Genomic DNA, 19,213 nt, shown 5'->3' with positions numbered 1-19,213 from the left:
TTGATGCCCTCGACCGCCTGGCCGACGGCGCCGATCTCGTCGCCGCGGGCGGCCTCGCGGATCTCGGCGTCGACCTCGCCGCGGGCCATCCGCTGCAGCACCCCCACCAGGCTGCCCAGCGGGCGGGCGACCTGTACGATGACCGTGTAGACGCCGTACGCGATGCTGAGCGCGGCGAGAGCGAGCGCGGCCAGGAGCGCGAGGCGCGACCAGCCGGCGGTCGTCTCCGAGCGGCGGTATTCGGCCTCGGCTTCCCGGACCTGCAATCCGCTCAGCTGGCTCAGCGCCGCGTTGGTGGCCCGCATGCTCTTCAAGAGATCCGCGTGCGTGGCCTCGAAATCCGAAGCGGCGCCGGCGGCGGCGCGCTTGAGGATCTCGGCGGCGATCGCGTCGTTGCGATCGATCCGCCCCTGCAGCTCCTTGGCGAGGCCCTCCTCTTCCGGAGTCAGGTACGTCGCCAGATAGGCCGACCACTCGGTATGGAGTTTCGACAGGTCGCGCTCGATCTTGTCCTTGGCCTCGGCCGGCTGGATCTGCTTGCTGCGCAGCATGCGCGAGGCGTCGATCAGGTCATCATAGGCGTCACGAATGATACTGAATTGCCGAAGGCAGACGACGCGATCGTCGAAGACTGTTTTCAGGCTTTGATGGCTCCAATAGAGGGCAAAATTCCCCAACGCGGCGGTCGCGAGCAGGACGAAGCCCAGGCCGCCGAGCAACGCGACGAGCCGCAGTTTGATGGTCAGTTTCATGAGGCGGACTTCCAGGCGCCGGAACCCGGAGCTGCCGACGGGTCAGCCCGGATGATCAGTCGTGAGTAAGTTGCGCAAAATATACGCAAACTGATTAAGATTTATTCTAAGGAGACGTCCGTGAACGGACCCCGTTCAACGGTCCCGGATTCGTGATGACGGCTGTGTAGAGACTGCTATTCAACTATAAGATGATGGAACGAGGTGAGATCGCTCGGTCGAACGTCCGCCGCCTCCGGGCGCGCCACCGGAGGTGGTGCCCGATCGTGGCCCGCACCGGCGCGTTGATCCAGCGCAAGGCGACCGGCTCGGTCGCGGCGCAGTGAGGCGGCTCGAAGAAGCCGAGATCGACCCCGACCATGGCGACGGCGGCCGTAGACCCGACCGAGGCAGGAGCGTCGCCGGTCACCGGATGGGTGCCGCGCCTGCGGGTGTGGCTCGCGGTCCTGCCGCTGGCGGGCCTCTGCGCCGGCCTGTCGGCACAGGCGCTCGGGCACCCTGAGGCCGCCGCTCCGGCGTGGACCCTCGCGACGCTGCTGGTGCTCGCCGTCCTGGCGTCCCAGATCGTGACCCGCTTGGCGCGCGGCGATGTCGGACTCGACCTCGTCGCGTTCCTCGCGATGGGCGGTGCCCTCGCCCTGTCGCAACCGCTCGCCGGCGCCGTCATCGCCCTGATGTATGCCGGCGGCCAGTCGCTGGAAGCCTACGCCGCCGGCCGCGCCGGCCGCACCATGACGGCGCTGATCGCCCGCCAGCCGCGCACCGCCCTGCGCGAGGAGGGCGACGCGCTGCGGGACGTGCCCCTCGCGGCGCTGGCTCCGGGAGACCGCATCCTCGTGCGCGTCGGCGACGTCGTGCCGGTTGACGGGAGAGTTGCCTCGGGCCAGGCCGTCCTCGATCGCTCGAGCCTGACGGGCGAGGCGCTGCCCGCCATCCTCGGGGCCGACGCGCCGGTGCTGAGCGGCACGGTGAATGTCGGCACGCCGTTCGTGCTGATCGCGGATCGGCGCGCGGCCGAGAGCACCTATGCCGGCATCGTCCGGCTCGTCGAGGCGGCGCAGGCCCGGAAGGCGCCCATGGCGCGCTTGGCGGACCGCTACGGGCTCGCCTTCCTCGGCGTGACCCTGCTCCTCGCCGGCATCGCCTGGCTCGCCACGGGCGACCCCGTCCGGGCGCTCGCCGTGCTGGTGGTCGCCACCCCGTGCCCGCTGATCCTGGCGGTTCCCGTCGCCCTCGTCTCCGGTCTCTCGCGCGCCGCCGGGATCGGCGTCCTCGTCAAGGGCGGGGGTGCGCTGGAGATGCTGGCCAAGATCCGCGTCCTGGTCGTCGACAAGACCGGCACCCTGACCCACGGCAGCGCCCGCCTCGTGTCCACGCGGATCCTTGCCGCCCGCGACGAGGCCGAGGTCCTGCGGCTCGCGGCGTCCCTCGATCAGGCCTCGGGCCACCCGGTGGCGCGCGCGCTGGTCGAGGAAGCGCGCCGGCGCGGCCTGTCGCTCGCGCAGCCGCGGGAGGTCGTGGAGACGCCCGGCGACGGCGTGACCGGCAGAGTCGACCGACGGCACGTCGTCGTCGGAGGCCCGCGTCTCATGAGGCGGCACGGACTCTCCTTCGCGACGGCGGACGGGGTCGGACGCCGCGCGGCGGCGGCCGCGACGGTCCTGGTCGCCGTCGACGGCGCGCCGGCCGCCGTCCTGGAATTCGCCGATCCGCTCCGGGCCGACGGCGGCAACGCCCTCGTCGGACTGCGCGCCTGCGGGATCGAGCGGGTGGTGCTCGCGACCGGGGACCGGCGCACCGTCGCGCAGGCGCTGGTCGCGGGGCTCCCCGTCGATCACGTCGCCGCCGACCTCGACCCGGCGGCCAAGACCGAGACCGTCGCGGCCGAGCGGCGGAACGGGCCCGTGATGATGGTCGGCGACGGAGTCAACGACGCGCCCGCCCTGGCGGCCGCCGATCTCGGCGTGGCCCTCGGCGCCCGCGGCGCGGCGGCTGCGGCCGAGGCGGCCGACGTCGTCCTGCTGGTCGACAGCCTGGCGCCGCTCCCCGGCGCGATCCGGATCGCCAAGCGGGCGCGCGCGATCGCGCTGCAGAGCGTGTGGGTCGGCCTCGGACTCTCCCTCGGCGGCATGGTCGCCGCGGCGCTCGGTCGGCTCTCGCCGATCCAGGGAGCACTGCTGCAGGAGTTCATCGACGTCGCCGTGATCCTCAACGCCATGCGCGTGCTCGTCGTTCGAGCGGACGGGCCGGCGCCGCCGACGGGAACGGGTCCGCACCGCCCCTGACGTCGCGCGCGCCGGACCTTGCGATGGATCAAGGTTCCCGGGGCCGCCGAAGCTCAGGCTCGCACCGTCGGCACGACGCGTGGCGGAGGTGGACATGGACTGCGCGAACATCCTCGTCTCCGCCGATCTCGGCGAGCGGGCGCCGGACCGCATACGCGTCGCCGCCGGCCTCGCCCGCCGGTTCGGGGCCGCGCTCACGGGCGCGGCCGCCCACGCCGTGCCGGCACCGATCCTGGTGCGGGACGCCTGCGACGCCGCCGCGCAGGCAGCGCGCAACAGGGCGCAGATCCAAGCCCTCCTGGATCAGGCGCGCACGAGCTTCGAGCGCGCGGCCGGCGACGGCGTTCGGACCGACTGGCGCGCGGACTTCGCCGACGCGACCACGCATCTGGTCCAGCAGGCGCGGGCGGCGGACCTCGTCGTGGTGAGCCGTCGCGGACCGGGCGACGAGGATCCCGGGATGCTGGGTGTCGAACCCGGCCCGGTCCTGATGGAAGGCGGCCGGCCGGTCCTCGTCGTGCCGCCCAGGGTCGCCGGTCTCGCGGCGGCCCGCGTCGTCGTCGCGTGGCGGGACAGTCCCGAGGCGCGGCGGGCGGTATCGGCCGCCCTGCCCTTCCTGCGCGCCGCCGACCACGTCACCGTGGCGGCCGTCGGCGCGGGACGCCGGTATGAGAGCGCGGAGGACGTGGCCGGTCACCTCGCACGGCACGGCGCCCACGTCGCCGCGCACCGGCTGCAGACCGCCGACGACGACGGTTCGGAGCTCCTGCGCTTCGCCCGGCGGGCGGACGCGGACCTGATCGTCATGGGAGCCTACGGGCACTCCCGGCTGCGGGAATGGCTGTTCGGCGGCGTCACGCGCGACATCCTTGAGCGCTCGCCGATCTGCGGCCTGATGTGTCAGTGATGTCCGCCGTCCGCCTCCTCCGGGTGGCCGTCGCGCTCCATGGGCTCGCCGTTCCGGCCGCGGTGCGCGTGGCCCCGGCCGCGGGCGGGCGCTCGCGCACGCGGTCTGCGGGCGATGCCACGCGGTCCGCGCGACGGGCACAAGCCCGATGCCGGAGGCGCCGCCGTTCCGCGCGCCCGCCGGGCGCTTTCCGGTCGACGACCTCGCGGCCTACCGCGAGGCGCTGGAGCCGTGAGGCGGATGCAGGGTCGGCAGCGCGGTCGAGGCTTCGCGGATCCGGGTCGGAGGACGCCGCCATGGACGGGTCGCTTCTCTACGTCAGCCGTCGTCTGGCGACGCCAGCCGACGTCCGGGACATCGTCGAGGCCTCGCGGCCCCGGAACGGCCGCCTCCAGGTCACGGGAGCGCTCGTCGCATCGCGAAGCCGGTTCGCGCAGATCCTGGAGGGGCCGCGCCCCGGCGTGGACGCGCTGATGGACAGTATCCGGCGCGACGGGCGCCATGCGGGCGTCGAGGTTCTGCTCTACGACGACATCGCGCGGCGACGCTTCCCGGACTGGACCTTGGCCTATTCCGGCGCGTCCGTGTACGTCGACGGCCTGATTCGCGCGGTGACCGAGCGCGCGCAGGCCCGGCCACATCCCGCCGACGTCCACCGCCTGGTTCGCGGCATCGAGGATCTCGCGCGCGCCGGGCTCTGATGGGCCGGGCGCCCCCCGGCGGGGGGCATCGGCCGAGCCCCGTCACTCGATGAAGCCCCAGCCGGCCTCCAGGGCGGCGAGTTCCTCCTCGCTGAACGGGCCGAGCCACGCCGCCCGGTTCGGGGCCCGCTCCTGGGCCGGCACCTCCGCGGCCTCGGGTTTCGTCGGCGCGGACCGGGCCGGCGGGCGCGCGCGGCGGCGGGTCCGCCCGGGTTCGCCGCCGCCACTCCGTGAGGATCTGCGCTTGGCCATGGCGACCTCCCGGCTTCAGCGGGCGAGGAACAGCGGTGCCGGGCTGCCCCTCAGGAAGGAGCGCGTGACGCCACCGAAGAAGTACTCGCGCGTGGGCGAATGCCGGTAGGCGCCCATGACGATCAGGTCGGCCCGGTGCAGGCCGGCTTGCGCGCGGAGCGTGTCGGCCACGCTGTCGCCCTTCGGCAGGTCGGTGACGCTGACCTTGACCCCGTGGCGCGCGAGGTGGGGCGCGAACTCCGCGCCCGGGACGGCCTCGTAGATCTCCGCCTCGGTGCCGACCGAGACGATCTCCACCGCCTCGGCCGCGCGCAGGAACGGCAGGGCGTCGTTGGCGGCGCGCGCGGCCTGGGCACTGCCGTCCCAGGCCACGATGATCCGCCGCGCGGCGAACGCGTCGTGTCCGGGCGGCACGGCGATGACCGGCCGACCGCTCTGGAAGAGCGCCGCCTCGATCATCTCGCGGTCCAGGTCGTAGGTCCGCGGGCCGACATCCACGACCGTCAGATCGTGGAGGCGCGCTCGCGTGGCCAGACGGTTCACGATCTCCGGATAGGGCAGGCTCGGCACCTCCGTCGTGCAGACCACCCCGGCCTGCGCCGCGTCCCCGGCCGAGCGCTCCGCGATGGAGCGGGCCAGCGCGTCGAGGCGGCGATCCATGACCGACAGGCCCGCGTCGGCGAATTCGCCGAGCCACGCGTCGTCGCCCGAGAGTCGCCAGGAGGCCGACTGGATTGTGAGATGGGCGCCGGCGGCCTTGGCCAAGGTCAGGCCGTAGCCGATGGCCGACGACGCTGCCTCGTGCTCGCCTTCCACGGCGGTTCCGACGAGGATGTCGCGGATGCACGCGAGCTGCGATGGGGCGGATCTGGACATCGAGCGTCTCCGGTCTGAGCTGCCTCCATCGTTCCACCCGCCGCGGCCGGCCGGCCTTGATCCAGCTCAAGCGAGGTTCTCAGCACGGGACGATCGTCCGACCCCGTCGAAGGACGGTCCCCGTCCGAGGAATCCTCCGAAGCCGGCAGCCGGAGCGGCCGAACGGCTATTGCAAGTTGCAGAAACGCGGTAATTTCGCATCCGCCTGACGCACGAGGTCCGGGACGCGGCCACGAGGGGCACGCGACAGCGCGGCTCGCCGGACCGTCCAGAGGCGCGCGATGATGAAGCCCGTCGACACGCCCGACGCAGACCGGAACCGTATCGTCACCGCGGAGCGGGACGAGCTCTGGCAGACCCTCGACGACGTCGGCATCGGGATCTGGTCGCTCGACATTCCGACCGGTCGGGCCACCGTCTCGCCGACCTGCGCGCGGCTCTTCGGCGTTCCGCTCGAACGATTGACGACGTTCGCGGCCTCGCAGGCGCTGCTGCATCCGGACGATCGATCGGCCCGGGCCGCGGCGATCCAGCACGCCTTGCGCGAGGGCGGGTGCTACGAGGTCGATTACCGCGTCGTCCGGCCCGAGGGGACTGTCGGCTGGTTGCGCTCCCGCGGTCGGGTGAGCCTCGCCGGAGACGGACAGCCGGCGTGGCATCGCGGTGTCGTCCTGAGCATCGACGCGCAGAAGCGGGCCGAAGCGGAGCTCCGCGCCCGCGAGGCGCATCTGCACTCGATCCTCGATACAGTGCCCGAGGCCATGATCGTCATCGACGAGGCAGGCCTGATCCACTCGTTCAGCGCCGCGGCCGAGCGCCTGTTCGGCTACCCGGCCGCCGAGGCTGTCGGACAGAACGTCCGCATCCTGATGCCCGAGCCCGTGCGGGGCGAGCACGACGGCTACCTCGAGCGCTATCGGCGCACGCGCGAGCGGCACATCATCGGCACCCACAGGGTCGTGACGGGCCGCCGGCAGGACGGATCGACGTTCCCGATGGAGCTCGCCATCGGCGAGACGCGCTCGGGCGGGAAGGCCTACTTCACCGGTTTCATCAACGACCTGACCGAGCGCCAGCATACCGAGGCCCGGCTCCACGAACTCCAGTCCGAGCTGGTCCACATGTCGCGACTCAACGAGATGGGCCAGATGGCATCGACGCTCGCGCACGAGCTGAACCAGCCGCTCGGAGCCATCAGCAACTACGCCAAGGGCTGCAAGCGCCTCCTGGCGCGTCCCGACCCGGAGAACATCGCCCGGGCACTGGAGGTGTTCGACAAAGCCGCCGAGCAGGCGTTGCGAGCCGGGCAGATCATCCGGCGCCTGCGCGAGTTCGTCGCCCGGGGCGAGGCGGAGAAGCGCGCCGAACCCGTCGCGCGGCTGATCGAGGAGGCGAGCGCGCTGGCTCTGGTCGGCGCACGTGAGCAGGGCATCGTGGCGCGCGTCGCCCTGGACGCGCGGGTCGGTTCGGTCCTGGCCGACCGGGTGCAGGTGCAGCAGGTCCTGGTGAACCTGATGCGGAACGCCCGCGAGGCCATGCAGCACAGCGAGCGCCGCGTCCTCACCGTGCAGGCGCGGCCGATCGGCCCGGACGCCATCGAGATCGCCGTATCCGACACGGGCCCGGGCATCGCGGACAGCATCGCCGACAGAGTGTTCCAGCCGTTCGTGACCACCAAGATAAGCGGCATGGGGGTCGGGCTCTCGATCTGCCGGACCATCGTCGAGGCGCATGGCGGCCGCTTGACCGTCGAGCGCAACGGCGCGGGCGGAGCGACCTTCCGGCTGACGCTCCAGGCGACGCGTGACGAGGACTGGCTCGATGGCACCTGACCTCGTGCACGTCGTGGACGATGATCCGGCCATGCGGGACTCCGTCGCCTTCCTGCTCGGGACGGAAGGCTTCGCGGTGCGGCTCTACGAGGCCGGATCGGACCTGCTCGATCGGCTGGTCAAGCCGGCCACGGGCTGCGTCCTGACCGACATCCGCATGCCGGGCATCGACGGGCTGGAGCTGCTCCGCCGCCTGCGGGGGGCCGGGTACCGGCTTCCCGTCGTCATGATGACCGGACACGGCGACGTGCCGCTCGCGGTCCAGGCCATGAAGCTCGGCGCCTGCGACTTCATCGAGAAGCCGTTCGATGACGAGACCCTGTTCCAGGCGCTCCGCACGGCCCTGCAGCGCGGCGCGTCGGCTGCCGCGGAGAACCCGGACCTCCAGGATTTCCTCCGGCGCGTCGAGACGCTGAGCGCGCGTGAGCGGCAGGTGCTGGACCATCTGGTCGCCGGCAGTACCAGCAAGGAGATCGGACGCGCCCTCGCGATCAGCCCCCGGACCGTGGAGATCTACCGGGCCAAGCTCATGTCCAAGACGCGGGCGGAAAGCCTGCAGGACCTGGTGCGCTGGTCGGTCCTGGCCGGCCTGACCTGACCCGGCCTTGAGGCAGGTCAAGGCCGGCGGCGGCGACACTGTCCAAGCTCGGCGCCGCAAGCCCTGACGCCCCGGCACCGGCGAACGCAATGCTCCCAGCCCCGTCGAACCTCATCTACGTCGTGGATGATGACCCGGCCATCCTGCACTCGACCCGCTTCCTGCTGGAGAGCGAGGGCCACAGGGTGGAGACCTTCGCCAGTGGGCGCGAGTTGCTGGCCGCGTTCCCCGGGCCGAACCCGACCTTCGTCCTGCTGGATCATGTCATGCCGGGGATGGACGGGCTCGAGGTGTGCGGCCGGTTGCGGGACCTCGATGCCGGCGTGCCCGTGATCCTGATCACGGGCCATCCGGATCCCGGCATCCGCACGCGCGCCAGCGCCGCGGGAATACCGCTGGTCGAGAAGCCGCTGGCGTTCGATGCCCTCATGGGCATGCTCGTCGCCGGCCCGGTCGCCGGGGCCTGCCCGCACTAGGACTCGCGGCATTCCCTCGCGGGCGGCCGGCCCGTCGACGCGGCGGTGCGCGGCCGCGAACCGCACGTCGATGAGGCGGGCCGTCCGCGGTCGGGCTGGCCGAGTGGCGGAGCGGCAGAACCTCCGTCGCACGGGATCCGGCCCGGTTCCGCGTCGAGGCCGGCCGCGCGCGCGCCCCGAGGCGCGCATGCGGTCCCGTGCAGCGGCCAGTACCGCTCCATGGCGAGATAGGTGAACGAGGCCGACCAGCCGATCAGGAGCAGGCCGTTGAGCGCCTCGATACCCGCTAGCAGCCGGGTATGCGAGGTCGGGAAATGGTCGCCGAACCCGAGGGAGGTGTAGGCCACCACGGAGAAGTACAGGCAGTCCTCGAAGGTCTCGACCGGCACGCCCGCGAAGGCGCCTACGCCCAGCCGGAGCACCAGCAGCCAGTAGGCTGCGGCGTAGATCCAGACCGCGACGGTGTGCCCGACGAAGCTCATGAGGACCACGGCCAGGATGCGGATCCGCGGCGGGACCGGGAGTTCGGACAGGTGCTCGGAGGTCAGCCGCAGCGTCTCGTAGAGTACCAGGATCGTGGATCCGACGAGGATGACGCTGGCCATCATGGCGAGGAGCATGGCGCTGGACCGGGTGGCTGATCCCGTCGACTCTGCTCCAGGCGGCGCAGGCTTCATTGATGGAGCGCAAGCCGGTCCGGTCCCGCGCGGTGATCCAGATCAAGGCGAGCGTCCGCGGGATGGCCCCTCCTCGCGGCAGCGCTCTGTCACGGACGCCGCAACACGGGAGGCGACGATGGCCGACGTGCGTGTAGCCGAGGAGCTCTGGTCGACCGGTACGCTGCCCGAGGGCATTCTGGAGCGGTGGCTCAAGGCGGACGGAGCGCGCGTGCGGGCCGGCGAGGCCGTCGCCGCAGTGCGGATCGGCGCGGCTTTGCACGACATCGCCGCACCGGCCGACGGCCAGCTGACGATCGTCGCGGCCATCGACGCGGTCGTCGACCCCGGCTGCATCATCGCCGAGATCCGGGCCTGACGCCCCGCCGCCGCGCTGGGGACCGCGCCGCCCGCCGGGTGGCGGGCGCGTCCTGATCGAGGACGGTCCGGCGGCGGGCCGAAGGCAGTCCGCACGACGTCGTTTCGGCAGCCGCATCAATTGTCGCGACATCTAAACGCGCAACCTATCAATCAAGCCGAACAAGATATTGGACCAACGGTCGGCGGTGCGTCTATCTCGCGTTGGAACGAGGGATCACGCCATGTTCGACCTCGACCAGGACTATCCCCGCGACATGGTCGGGTACGGCCGGCACCGGCCGGACCCGGCTTGGCCGGGGGGCAAGCGCGTCGCCGTCCAGTGCGTCATCAACTACGAGGAGGGCGGCGAGAACTGCATCCTCCACGGTGACGCGGCGTCCGAGGCCTTCCTCTCCGAGATCGTCGGCGCCCTGCCCTGGCCGGGTCAGCGCCACACCAACATGGAGTCGATCTACGAGTACGGCGCCCGCGCCGGCTTCTGGCGCCTCTGGCGCGCGTTCACGCGCCGCAACCTCCCGGTCACGGTCTTCGGCGTCGCCTCCGCGATGCAGCGCAACCCCGAGGCCGTCGCCGCCATGGTGGAGTCCGGCTGGGAGATCGCCAGCCACGGCCTGCGCTGGATCGACTACCGCGACCACAGCCCTGAGGCCGAGCGCGCCGACATCGACGCGGCCGTCGCGCTCCAGGCGGCGCTGACCGGCAGCCGGCCCCTCGGCCTGTACCAGGGGCGGACCTCCGCGAGCACGCTCGCCATCGGCGCCGCCGAGGGCGGATTCCTGTACCTGGCCGATTCCTACGCCGACGACCTGCCCTACTGGCTGCGGATCGGCGGCCGTCAGCAGCTCGTCGTCCCCTACACCCTCGACGCCAACGACATGCGGTTCGCGACCGCCCAGGGCTTCAACAGCGGCGACCAGTTCTTCGGCTACCTCAAGGACACGTTCGACGTCCTGTACCGCGAGGGCGAGGCGGGACGGGGCGGCATCATGTCGGTGGGGCTCCACTGCCGCCTGGTCGGGCGTCCGGGGCGGATGGCCGCGCTGGAGCGGTTCCTCGACTACGTGGGCGATCACCCCGACGCCTGGGTGACCACGCGGCTGGACATCGCCCGCCACTGGATCGCGGCCCATCCGCCGCGCGGCGGCTACCGGCCGACCCGCATGGGCCGCGCCCTGTTCGGCGCGGTCTTCGGCCCGGTCTGCGCCGGGCTATCCGACGCGTCGCACGCGGCGGGCGCGGCGATGGCGGATCAGGTCTACGCGCGCGGCCTTCCCGCGGAGGCGGACGACCCGTCCGGGCTGGCCCGGCTCCTCGCGGAGTCCGCGGGTGCCCCGGCCGAGGCGGGCACTGCCCGGAGCAGACTCGAGGGGGTCATCGGGAAATAGAGACGCCGTCCAGCCCAGATACGAAGTTCACAATCTGGCCGAGGTCTGTTTTCGACCAACGCTTCACAGGATCAGGAGACGGAGAGTCATAGGTTTTGCATGGCGATCCCAGCGGGTCGTCAGCGTCACGGAAAAGGCCCGGCAACAGGGCTGCGCCAGTCAGGGAGAAACGCCATGTACGCACAGGTCGAGGGCGCGGGCATCAGCACGGCCGTGTCGGACGAACGGGAAGCCGTCGTCATCAAGCCGAGCTACGATCCGGATCTCGTGAACGAGGATCTCGCCCCGCTGCGCAAGCAGACCTGGGGCACCTACAACATCTTCGCCTTCTGGATGTCTGACGTCCACAGCGTCGGCGGATACGTGACCGCCGGCTCCCTGTTCTCGCTGGGCCTCGTGAGCTGGCAGGTGCTGGTCGCCCTGCTCGTCGGCATCGGGATCGTGCAGGTCTTCTGCAACCTCGTCGCCAAGCCGAGCCAAGTGACCGGGACACCTTACCCGGTGATCTGCCGCGCCGCCTTCGGGGTGAAGGGCGCCAACATCCCGGCGATCATCCGCGGGCTGATCGCGGTGGCGTGGTACGGCATCCAGACCTACCTCGCCTCGGCGGCCCTGACCGTGGTGGCCCTGCGCTTCTTCCCCGAGTTGGCCGTCTACGCCGACCTTAAGCAGTACGGCTTCGCGGGCCTCTCGGCCCTCGGCTGGGCCGCCTTCATGACCCTCTGGGTGCTGCAGGCACTGGTCTTCTGGCGCGGCATGGAGGCGATCCGCGTGTTCATCGACTGGGCCGGCCCGGCCGTCTACGTCGTGATGATCGCGCTCGCCGGCTACCTCGTCTACAAGGCCGGCCTCGCCAACATCGGCCTGTCGCTCGGCGAGGTGAAGTATACCGGCTGGGACGCGCTGCCGGTGATGATCAACGCCGTCGCCCTCGTGGTCTCCTACTTCTCCGGCCCGATGCTGAACTTCGGCGACTTCTCGCGCTACGGTTCGAGCTTCGCAGCGGTGAAGCGGGGCAACTTCTGGGGCCTGCCGGTGAACTTCCTGGGCTTCTCGCTGCTCACCGTCATCACCGCCTCCGCCACCGTGCCGGTCTTCGGCCACCTGATCACCGACCCCGTCGAGACGGTGAGCCGGATCGACAGCACCTTCGCGGTGGTGCTCGGCGCCCTGACCTTCATGACGGCGACCATTGGGATCAACATCGTGGCGAATTTCGTCTCGCCGGCCTTCGACTTCTCGAACGTGTCCCCGCGGCGGATCTCCTGGCGGATGGGTGGGATGATCGCGGCCGTCGGCTCGATCTTCATCACGCCGTGGAACCTCTACAACAACCCGGCCGTGATCCACTACACGCTCGACGTGCTCGGCGCCTTCATCGGCCCGCTGTTCGGGATCCTGATCGCCGATTTCTACCTCGTGAAGAAGGAACACGTCGTCATCGACGACCTCTACACGATGAGCCCCGCCGGGACCTACTGGTACCAGGACGGCTACAACCGCGCCGCCGTGGCGGCCATCATCCCCTCGGCCATGATCCCGGTGTTGTGCGTGCTCCTGCCGGGGCTGGAAGGTGTCGCGAACTTCACGTGGTTCATCGGCTGCGCCCTGGGCTTCGCGATCTACACCGCCCTCATGCGCCGCCTCGCGGGCGCGGCCCGTCCTGCCTGAGCCCGTCCGGACCGGGGACCGCCCCGGTCCGGATCGGAGACACGAACGGCCCGGCGGCGCGGTCTGACCCGCGCCGCCGGGCCTCCCCCGACCTCCCCATCCCCGGCCGGCTGCGTGCGGGCCTCTGCCCGGCCATCCGGCCGGCTCCCGCCACCCGAGGGCGCCATGCGGATCCTGCTGCTCAATCCGAACACCAGCACGTCTGTGACCGACCTCCTGGCCGGGCAGGTCGGGACGATGGCGGGCGCGGCCGCGACCTTCGTGCCGGCCACCGCGCGGTTCGGCGCCGCCTACATCGCCAGCCGGGCGGCCCTGGCCATCGCCGGCCACGCCGCCCTCGACGCCTTCGCGGAGCACGGCCGGGACTGCGACGCGGTCTTCCTCGCCTGCTTCGGCGATCCCGGGCTGCTGGCCCTGCGCGAGGTCTCGCCGGTCCCGGTGGTGGGGATGCTCGAAGCGTCGTGTCGTGAGGCCCAGCGGGTCGCCGCGCGCTACGCCATCGTGACCGGCGGGGCCCTGTGGAAGCCGATGCTCCGCGAGTGCGTCGCGAGCCTCGGCGTCGGCGACGGCCTCGTGAGCATCCGGGCGATCGCGCGCACCGGCGGCGAGATCGCCAAGGACCCGGAGGCGGCGCTGTCCGACCTCGCGGCCGCCTGCCGGGCCTGCGCCGAGGAGGATCGCGCCGAGGCGGTGATCCTCGGCGGCGCCGCCCTGGTCGGCCTCGCGGCCCGCCTGCAGCCGCACGTGCCGGTCCCGGTCCTGTGCTCGGTCACGTCGGGGGTGAAGGCGGTCGTCGCCGCCGCGGCGGCGCCCTACCGGCGCCCGCCCGCCGTCGCCGCGGACAATGTCGGTCTCGGCCACGCCCTCGCGACGCTGCTCGCGCCGCGCGAAGCCATCGGCTGAGACGGGGCGGGCGGCCGCCGGCGCGAGACTGGCAGCCGTCCTGCATCGCTCGGAGTTTCAACCCCCCGTTCCGGATGGGGCAACCCTGTGGGGCCAGCCATGACGATCCAGGCGCACCACGCGACCGACGTGCCGGCCCTCGCGGCGCCCGCGCGCCTGGACGACGCCTACCGCCGGATCACGTGGCGGCTGCTGCCGTTCCTGATGGTCCTCTGGATCCTGTCCTGGATCGACCGGGTCAATATCGGCTTCGCCAAGCTGCAGATGCTGGCCGAGCTCCGCTTCAGCGAGACGGTCTACGGCATCGGCGCGGGGATCTTCTTCATCGGCTACTTCCTCTGCGAGGTGCCGAGCAACCTGCTGCTGGAGCATATCGGCGCCCGCAAGACGATCGCGCGGATCACCCTGTTGTGGGGGCTCTGCTGCGTGGCGATGATGTTCGTCACCACGCCGGCGTTCTTCTACGTCCTGCGCTTCCTGCTCGGCGTCTTCGAGGCCGGGTTCTATCCGGGTGTCATCCTGTACCTGACCTACTGGTATCCGAGCGAGCGCCGGGCGAAGGTGTTCGGGCTGTTTATGTCGGCCTCGGCGCTGGCCGGCGTCATCGGGGGGCCGCTCGCGGGCGCGATCATGTCGGGGCTGCACGGCGTCAACGGCTGGTCCGGCTGGCAGTGGGTGTTCCTGCTCGAGGGCATCCCGTCGATCCTGGCCGGGATCGTCACCCTGTTCTACCTCACGGACCGGCCCGCCAAGGCCGGCTGGCTGACGGCGGAGCAGAAGGCGCTGGTCGAGGCCGACCTCGCGCGCGACGCCGCGGCCCTCGGCCACCGCGAGCACCGGATCCTCGCCTCGCTGAAGGACGCGCGCGTCTGGCAATGCATCGCGATCTTCTTCTGCATCGTCACGGCGAACTCGGCCCTGACCTTCTTCGGCCCGAGCGTGGTGCGCGATGCCGGCTTCACCGACCCGCTGACGGTCGGCTGGATCATGTCGGCCGCCTATCTCTGCGGCGGCGCCGGGATGATCCTCAACGGCCGCCACTCGGACCGGACCGGCGAGGCGCGGCTGCATTGCGGGGTCCCGGCCTTCGTCGGGGCGCTGGCCATCGCGCTCACCGGCGTGTTCATCGCGGGCGCCCCGGTCCTGGCGCTGGTCATGCTCGGCGTGGCGATCGTCGGCACGATGAGCGCGATCCCGGTCTTCTGGCAGATCCCCGGCCGCTTCCTCGCCGGGTCGGCGGCGGCGGCCGGCATCGCCCTCATCAACTCGGTGGCCAACCTCGCGGGCTTCGGAGCGCCGGCCGCGATGGGCTACCTGCGCGAGCAGACCGGCTCGGTCGCGACCGGCCTGTGGCTGGTCGCCGCCGTCGAGGCCGCGGCGCTCGTCCTGATCCTGGCCTTCGTCCCGCCGGCGACGCCGGAGATGGGGCGGCGCGCCCGGGCCCGCGCGGCGCACGAGCCGGCGTGAACCGCAGCACGAGAGGGAGGCTTTCTTGGAACACGGACCCGATCGACACGCTCTGACGCGGCGCGGCCTCGTCGCGACGGGGCTCGGCGCCGCGGCCGCGGCTTCCGCGGGCCAGGCGCTGGCCCAGGGCACGCCCGCTCCGGCGCCGGCTCCGGCCGGTGCCCCGACCAAGCCCGGCACGCTGAACACCGCGCCGGTGTCGCAGGCCGGCCTCTCGCCGCGGCTGACCCTGCACGCCATCGACAATTTCCATGGCACGCCCGGCGCCGGGATGGTCTGCGACCTCGCGATGCACGACGGCACCGGCTACCGGCCGATCCGGACGGTCACCACCGCGCCGAACGGCCGGACCGCCGAGCCGCTCCTGGTCGACGAGGCCTTCAAGGCGGGCCGCTACGAGCTGGTGCTGCACCTCGAGGCGTATTTCGCGAACCTGGGCGTGAAGCTCCCGACCCCGAACTTCCTCGGCCTCGTGCCGATCCGCTTCCGGATCCGCGACGCGAGCCAGCGCTACCACCTGCCGGTGCTGTTCACGCCCTGGGGCTATTCCTACTACCGCGGCAGCTGACCCGTCCGATCCCCGACGCGACAAGGAGACCCGGCATGGCGGGCATCACCACACACGTCCTCGACACCGATCGCGGCCGCCCCGTCGCGGGGGTCCGGATCGACTTCTCCGTCCTGGAGACCGGCCAGTGGCGGCTCGTGAAGAGCGTCGTCACCAACGCCGACGGCCGGACCGACGCGCCGATCCTCCCGGCCGACAAGGCCGAGTCCGGCCAGTACCAGCTGGAATTCTTCGTCGACGCGTATTTCCAGGGCCGGGCCGGCACCGCGGAGGCCGACATCTTCATCGACAACCCGGTCGTGCGGTTCGCCGTCTTCGACGCCAAGCAGCATTACCACGTGCCGATGCTGTGCGCCCCGTCGAGCTTCACCACCTATCGCGGAAGCTGAGCGGCATGATCGACCTCGACCGCCTCAATGCCCTCGAGCGCGACGCCTTCGTCGCGTATCTCGGCGGCGTCTTCGAGCACGCGCCCTGGGTCGCGCGGGCCGCCCACGGCGCGGCGCCCTTCGCCGGCCTCGCCGATCTCCACGGGGCGATGATGGCGGCCGTGCGGGGGGCGCCGCCGGAGGTGCGCCTGGCCTTCCTCAACGGCCATCCCGAACTCGCCGGTCCGGAGGCCCGGGCCCGGGCGATGACCGCCGATTCCGCGCAGGAGCAGGGCAGCGCCGGCCTCGACCGGCTGACGGAGGCGGACGCCGCGGCCTTCGACCGGCTGAACGCCGCCTACCGGCACCGGTTCGGCTTCCCGTTCATCGTCGCCGTGCGCGGCCGGGACCTGCGCGAGATCCGCGCGCTGTTCGAGGAACGCCTCGCCCGCGCGGTCGCGGACGAGGAAGCGACGGCCCTGGAGGAGATCGGCGCGATCACCCGGATGCGGCTCGACCGGCTGGTGCGGCCGGCCTAGCGCGGCGCCCCGCGGCGATTTCGATCTTGGCCGGCCGGTCGGGCGCGTCCATGCTGGGCGCGGACGGGGACCGCCGTCCCGGTTCGAGGGCTGCATGAAGCGACTGGACGTGGCCGTCATCGGCGGCTCGATCGCCGGACTGACCACGGCGTGCCTGCTCGCGCGGAGCGGCCACGCCGTCACGGTGTTCGAGCGGTCGGCGGCCGCGCTCACGGGCCGCGGGGCGGGCATCGTCACGCATCCGGGCCTCCGGGCGGTGCTGGCGCGCTGCGGTGCTCCGGCCGGGGCGGGCGATCTCGGCGTCACCGTCGAGGGCCGCCGGGTCCTCGACCGGGACGGGACCGTGATCGCGGAGCGGAGCCTGCCGCAGGTGCTGGCGGGCTGGGGACGGCTCTACGGCCTGCTCCTGGACGCCGTGCCCGCCGACAGCGTCCGCTACGGCGCGGCGCTCGCCGCGGTCGAATCCGACGGCGGGCGCGTCGTCGCCTCCTTCGAGGACGGCCGCCGGATCTCCGCGGATCTCCTCGTCGGCGCCGACGGGCAGTTCTCGACGGTGCGCGACCGGTTCCTGAGCGCCGTCGCGCCGCGCTACGCCGGCTACGTAGCGTGGCGCGCGGTCGTCGACGCGGGGGCCCTCGCGCCGGGGACCCGGGAGGCGATCGGCGGCCATTTCGCGTTCTGCCTGCCTCCGGGCGAGCAGATCCTCGGCTATCCCGTGCCCGGGCGCGCGGACGGGGCCGCGACCGGCCGCTCCTTCAACGCGGTCTGGTACAGGCCGACCGAGGAGACCGCGCTCGCCGCGCTGCTGACCGATGCCGGCGGCGTCCGCCACGCCCTCTCCATACCGCCGGGCCGGATCAAGCCCGCGGTGCTGGCGGCGATGCGCGCCGACGCGGCGCGGGTCCTCGCGCCGCCGTTCGCCGAGGTCATGCTGCGCGCCGAGCAGCCGTTCCTGCAGGCGATCCTGGACATCGAGACGCCGACCATGATCCCGGCCCGCGGCGTCGCGCTGATCGGCGACGCCGCCTTCGTGGCCCGGCCGCATGTCGGGATGGGCGTCACCAAGGCCATGGAGGACGCCGCCGCCCTCGCGGATGCCCTGGAGGAGGCCGGCGGGGACGTCGATGCGGCGCTGACGGCCTTCGACGCGCGCCGGCGCGCCTACGGCGCGGCGGTCGTGGCGCGGGGACGGGAGCTCGGCGCGTACCTGCAGGCGCAGCGGCGCGGCGCGGCCGAGCGGTCGGCCGCGGAGCGGTTCCGCAGCCCCGCGGCGATCATGGCCGGGACGGCGGTCCCGCCGGAGGTCCGCCTCGCCTAAGCCGCGCGGCGGGTCGCCGCCCGCACGGCGGCCGGGAGAGCGAGGGGCGGGTTCGCGCTGTCGAGGAACTCGACGGTGGTGAAGATCAGCTCGGTGGCGCCGATATTGGCGAGGTCGTGGGTCATCGACTCGCCGGGCCCGAACGACAGGTGCTGGATGTCGCCCGCGCGGTAATCCACCTCCGCGACCCGCCCGTCGCCGTAATGCGAGCGGGCACGCCCCGCCGTCACCGCCGTCCAGAAATAGTCGAGTACGTGCGTGTGGAAGCCGATCCGGGCGCCGGGCGCCAGGACGATGGTCCAGACCCGGCAGCGCGCGTCCTCCGAGAGCAGGCGGGTGCCGACGCAGCCGTTGTCCCGCGCCGCCGCGTATTCCTGTGCCAAGTCGAGCGGCAGCGCCGCCGGTTCCGTTCCCTGGGTCATGGCGTTCCTCCGGCCCGGGAGGCTAATCCAGTTCCCGCGAAAGTCATCGCCGCGGCGGACGTCCCGGTGACGCGGGCGGTCCGGACCGCCGCCTCCCGTGATCCGGGATCCCGGGACGGCCCTAGAGGGCGCCGGACGACCGCGCCGCCGTCACCACCCGGCGGTGGGTCGCGAGCAGCCCCGGCAGGGCGGCGTCGAGCATCGCGGCCCGGACCGCGTCGCGGTCCGCCGTGCCGTCGATGCCGTAGACCCGCGAGCGCAGGCCGACATAGACCAGGGCGCCGTGGATGCCGAAGAGGAGCTCGAACTCGTCCTCGGCGAGCGGCTGCACCACCGGGTCCGGCAGGTTCGACTCGGCGCGCATCCCCGCCAGCAGCGGCGCGAAGATGCGCGCACGGACCATGCCGAGGTAGCGGCTCGGCAGATCGAACCCCTTGAGACCCGCCGAGACGAAGATCCGCAGCCATGCGGCGTCGTCGATCCGGCTCTGATAGTCGATCTCGAAGCGCCGGAAGCGCTCGAGGACGGGGAGCGCGGGGTCGCGCACCGTCGCCTCCCAGCCGGGATCCCAGCGCTTGAGGTAGACCTCCTCGTAGATGCGCTCGATCAGCGCCGCCTTGGTCGGGAAGTAGCGGAACAGCAGCGGCTGCGTGATGCCGAGCCGGCGGGCGAGTTCCCGGGTGTGCCCGTCGAGGCCGACCTCGGCGAAGTAGGCGACCGCGCCCTCGACGATCTGGCGCTCGCGGGCCTCCGGCGTCAGCCGCCGGCCGGTCGGCACGCGACCGCGACTGTCCGCCGGCCTGCTTGACGCCATCTCGGTTTCGCCTTCTATTGAGCGAACGATAAATAGAGGCGT

Annotated in this window: 21 protein-coding genes; 15 read left to right on the top strand and 6 right to left on the bottom strand. The window is 72.3% G+C overall.

Annotated elements, in window-relative coordinates; all coding sequences use genetic code 11:
- Positions 1-752, bottom strand: a 752-nt coding sequence (locus ACLBXO_RS25145; protein ID WP_447687089.1) for an MCP four helix bundle domain-containing protein, incomplete at its 3' end; no start/stop codon positions are given.
- Between the two features lie 359 nt (positions 753-1,111).
- On the opposite strand from ACLBXO_RS25145, the gene ACLBXO_RS25140 reads away from it, so the two are divergent.
- From ACLBXO_RS25140 to ACLBXO_RS25130, 3 genes are all read left to right on the top strand, one after another.
- Positions 1,112-3,037, top strand: coding sequence for a heavy metal translocating P-type ATPase (locus ACLBXO_RS25140; RefSeq protein WP_447687088.1), 1,926 nt, complete (start codon positions 1,112-1,114; stop codon positions 3,035-3,037).
- Between the two features lie 94 nt (positions 3,038-3,131).
- On the top strand, positions 3,132-3,944 hold the full coding sequence (locus ACLBXO_RS25135; protein WP_447687087.1) for a universal stress protein: 813 nt from the start codon (positions 3,132-3,134) through the stop codon (positions 3,942-3,944).
- Positions 3,945-4,240: 296 nt separating this feature from the next.
- The gene (locus ACLBXO_RS25130; RefSeq protein WP_447687086.1) at positions 4,241-4,645 is read left to right on the top strand and encodes a BLUF domain-containing protein; all 405 of its coding nucleotides are present in this window, start codon (positions 4,241-4,243) and stop codon (positions 4,643-4,645) included.
- 42 nt (positions 4,646-4,687) lie between these two features.
- On the opposite strand, the gene ACLBXO_RS25125 is transcribed toward ACLBXO_RS25130, so the two are convergent.
- Entirely contained in the window at positions 4,688-4,897 is a 210-nt protein-coding gene (locus ACLBXO_RS25125) for a hypothetical protein (protein WP_447687085.1), read from the bottom strand.
- A gap of 15 nt (positions 4,898-4,912) precedes the next feature.
- Entirely contained in the window at positions 4,913-5,773 is an 861-nt protein-coding gene (locus tag ACLBXO_RS25120) for a universal stress protein (protein ID WP_331312275.1), read from the bottom strand.
- Between the two features lie 281 nt (positions 5,774-6,054).
- Between ACLBXO_RS25120 and ACLBXO_RS25115 the strand changes: the two genes are divergently transcribed.
- The 3 genes from ACLBXO_RS25115 to ACLBXO_RS25105 all read left to right on the top strand — a co-directional run bounded on the left by ACLBXO_RS25115 (position 6,055) and on the right by ACLBXO_RS25105 (position 8,679).
- Positions 6,055-7,605 carry a PAS domain S-box protein gene (locus ACLBXO_RS25115; RefSeq protein WP_447687084.1) on the top strand — a complete coding sequence of 517 codons (1,551 nt, stop codon included), beginning with the start codon at positions 6,055-6,057 and terminating at the stop codon, positions 7,603-7,605.
- Positions 7,595-8,203: a response regulator FixJ gene (fixJ, locus tag ACLBXO_RS25110; RefSeq protein ID WP_331312273.1), complete on the top strand. Its 609-nt coding sequence runs from the start codon at positions 7,595-7,597 to the stop codon at positions 8,201-8,203. The genes ACLBXO_RS25115 and fixJ overlap by 11 nt, the downstream gene beginning before the upstream one ends.
- Positions 8,204-8,292: 89 nt before the next feature.
- A complete protein-coding gene (locus tag ACLBXO_RS25105) occupies positions 8,293-8,679 on the top strand; it encodes a response regulator transcription factor (RefSeq protein ID WP_331312271.1) in 387 nt (128 codons plus the stop codon).
- On the opposite strand, the gene ACLBXO_RS25100 is transcribed toward ACLBXO_RS25105, so the two are convergent.
- On the bottom strand, positions 8,676-9,299 hold the full coding sequence (locus ACLBXO_RS25100; RefSeq protein WP_447687083.1) for a potassium channel family protein: 624 nt from the start codon (positions 9,297-9,299) through the stop codon (positions 8,676-8,678). The genes ACLBXO_RS25105 and ACLBXO_RS25100 overlap by 4 nt on opposite strands.
- Before the next feature lie 175 nt (positions 9,300-9,474).
- Between ACLBXO_RS25100 and ACLBXO_RS25095 the strand changes: the two genes are divergently transcribed.
- From ACLBXO_RS25095 to ACLBXO_RS25055, 9 genes are all read left to right on the top strand, one after another.
- Positions 9,475-9,714, top strand: coding sequence for a biotin/lipoyl-containing protein (locus ACLBXO_RS25095; protein WP_331312269.1), 240 nt, complete (start codon positions 9,475-9,477; stop codon positions 9,712-9,714).
- A gap of 223 nt (positions 9,715-9,937) precedes the next feature.
- Positions 9,938-11,101: an allantoinase PuuE gene (puuE, locus tag ACLBXO_RS25090; protein WP_447687082.1), complete on the top strand. Its 1,164-nt coding sequence runs from the start codon at positions 9,938-9,940 to the stop codon at positions 11,099-11,101.
- Between the two features lie 174 nt (positions 11,102-11,275).
- Positions 11,276-12,772, top strand: a complete 1,497-nt coding sequence (locus ACLBXO_RS25085; RefSeq protein ID WP_447687081.1) for an NCS1 family nucleobase:cation symporter-1 — start codon at positions 11,276-11,278, stop codon at positions 12,770-12,772.
- Between the two features lie 165 nt (positions 12,773-12,937).
- Positions 12,938-13,675 (top strand): aspartate/glutamate racemase family protein, encoded by a 738-nt coding sequence (locus ACLBXO_RS25080; protein ID WP_447687080.1) that lies wholly within the window; start codon positions 12,938-12,940, stop codon positions 13,673-13,675.
- A gap of 99 nt (positions 13,676-13,774) precedes the next feature.
- The gene (locus ACLBXO_RS25075; RefSeq protein WP_447687079.1) at positions 13,775-15,142 is read left to right on the top strand and encodes an MFS transporter; all 1,368 of its coding nucleotides are present in this window, start codon (positions 13,775-13,777) and stop codon (positions 15,140-15,142) included.
- Between the two features lie 25 nt (positions 15,143-15,167).
- The gene (gene uraH / locus ACLBXO_RS25070) at positions 15,168-15,710 is read left to right on the top strand and encodes a hydroxyisourate hydrolase (protein WP_447687078.1); all 543 of its coding nucleotides are present in this window, start codon (positions 15,168-15,170) and stop codon (positions 15,708-15,710) included.
- A 35-nt stretch (positions 15,711-15,745) separates the two neighbouring features.
- Positions 15,746-16,099 (top strand): hydroxyisourate hydrolase, encoded by a 354-nt coding sequence (uraH, locus tag ACLBXO_RS25065; RefSeq protein ID WP_447687077.1) that lies wholly within the window; start codon positions 15,746-15,748, stop codon positions 16,097-16,099.
- A 5-nt stretch (positions 16,100-16,104) separates the two neighbouring features.
- On the top strand, positions 16,105-16,617 hold the full coding sequence (uraD, locus tag ACLBXO_RS25060; protein WP_447687076.1) for a 2-oxo-4-hydroxy-4-carboxy-5-ureidoimidazoline decarboxylase: 513 nt from the start codon (positions 16,105-16,107) through the stop codon (positions 16,615-16,617).
- A 94-nt stretch (positions 16,618-16,711) separates the two neighbouring features.
- Positions 16,712-17,935, top strand: coding sequence for an FAD binding domain-containing protein (locus ACLBXO_RS25055; RefSeq protein WP_447687075.1), 1,224 nt, complete (start codon positions 16,712-16,714; stop codon positions 17,933-17,935).
- Here the strand turns inward: ACLBXO_RS25055 and ACLBXO_RS25050 are convergent.
- Both ACLBXO_RS25050 and ACLBXO_RS25045 read right to left on the bottom strand, forming a co-directional pair.
- The gene (locus ACLBXO_RS25050; RefSeq protein WP_447687074.1) at positions 17,932-18,357 is read right to left on the bottom strand and encodes a hypothetical protein; all 426 of its coding nucleotides are present in this window, start codon (positions 18,355-18,357) and stop codon (positions 17,932-17,934) included. The two genes, ACLBXO_RS25055 and ACLBXO_RS25050, sit on opposite strands and share 4 nt — an antisense overlap.
- A gap of 121 nt (positions 18,358-18,478) precedes the next feature.
- Entirely contained in the window at positions 18,479-19,135 is a 657-nt protein-coding gene (locus ACLBXO_RS25045; RefSeq protein WP_447687073.1) for a helix-turn-helix domain-containing protein, read from the bottom strand.
- Between the last annotated feature and the right edge of the window lie 78 nt (positions 19,136-19,213).

The sequence above is a fragment of the Methylobacterium sp. C33D genome (assembly GCF_053345825.1).
This window is presented reverse-complemented; position numbering and strand designations above follow the sequence as displayed.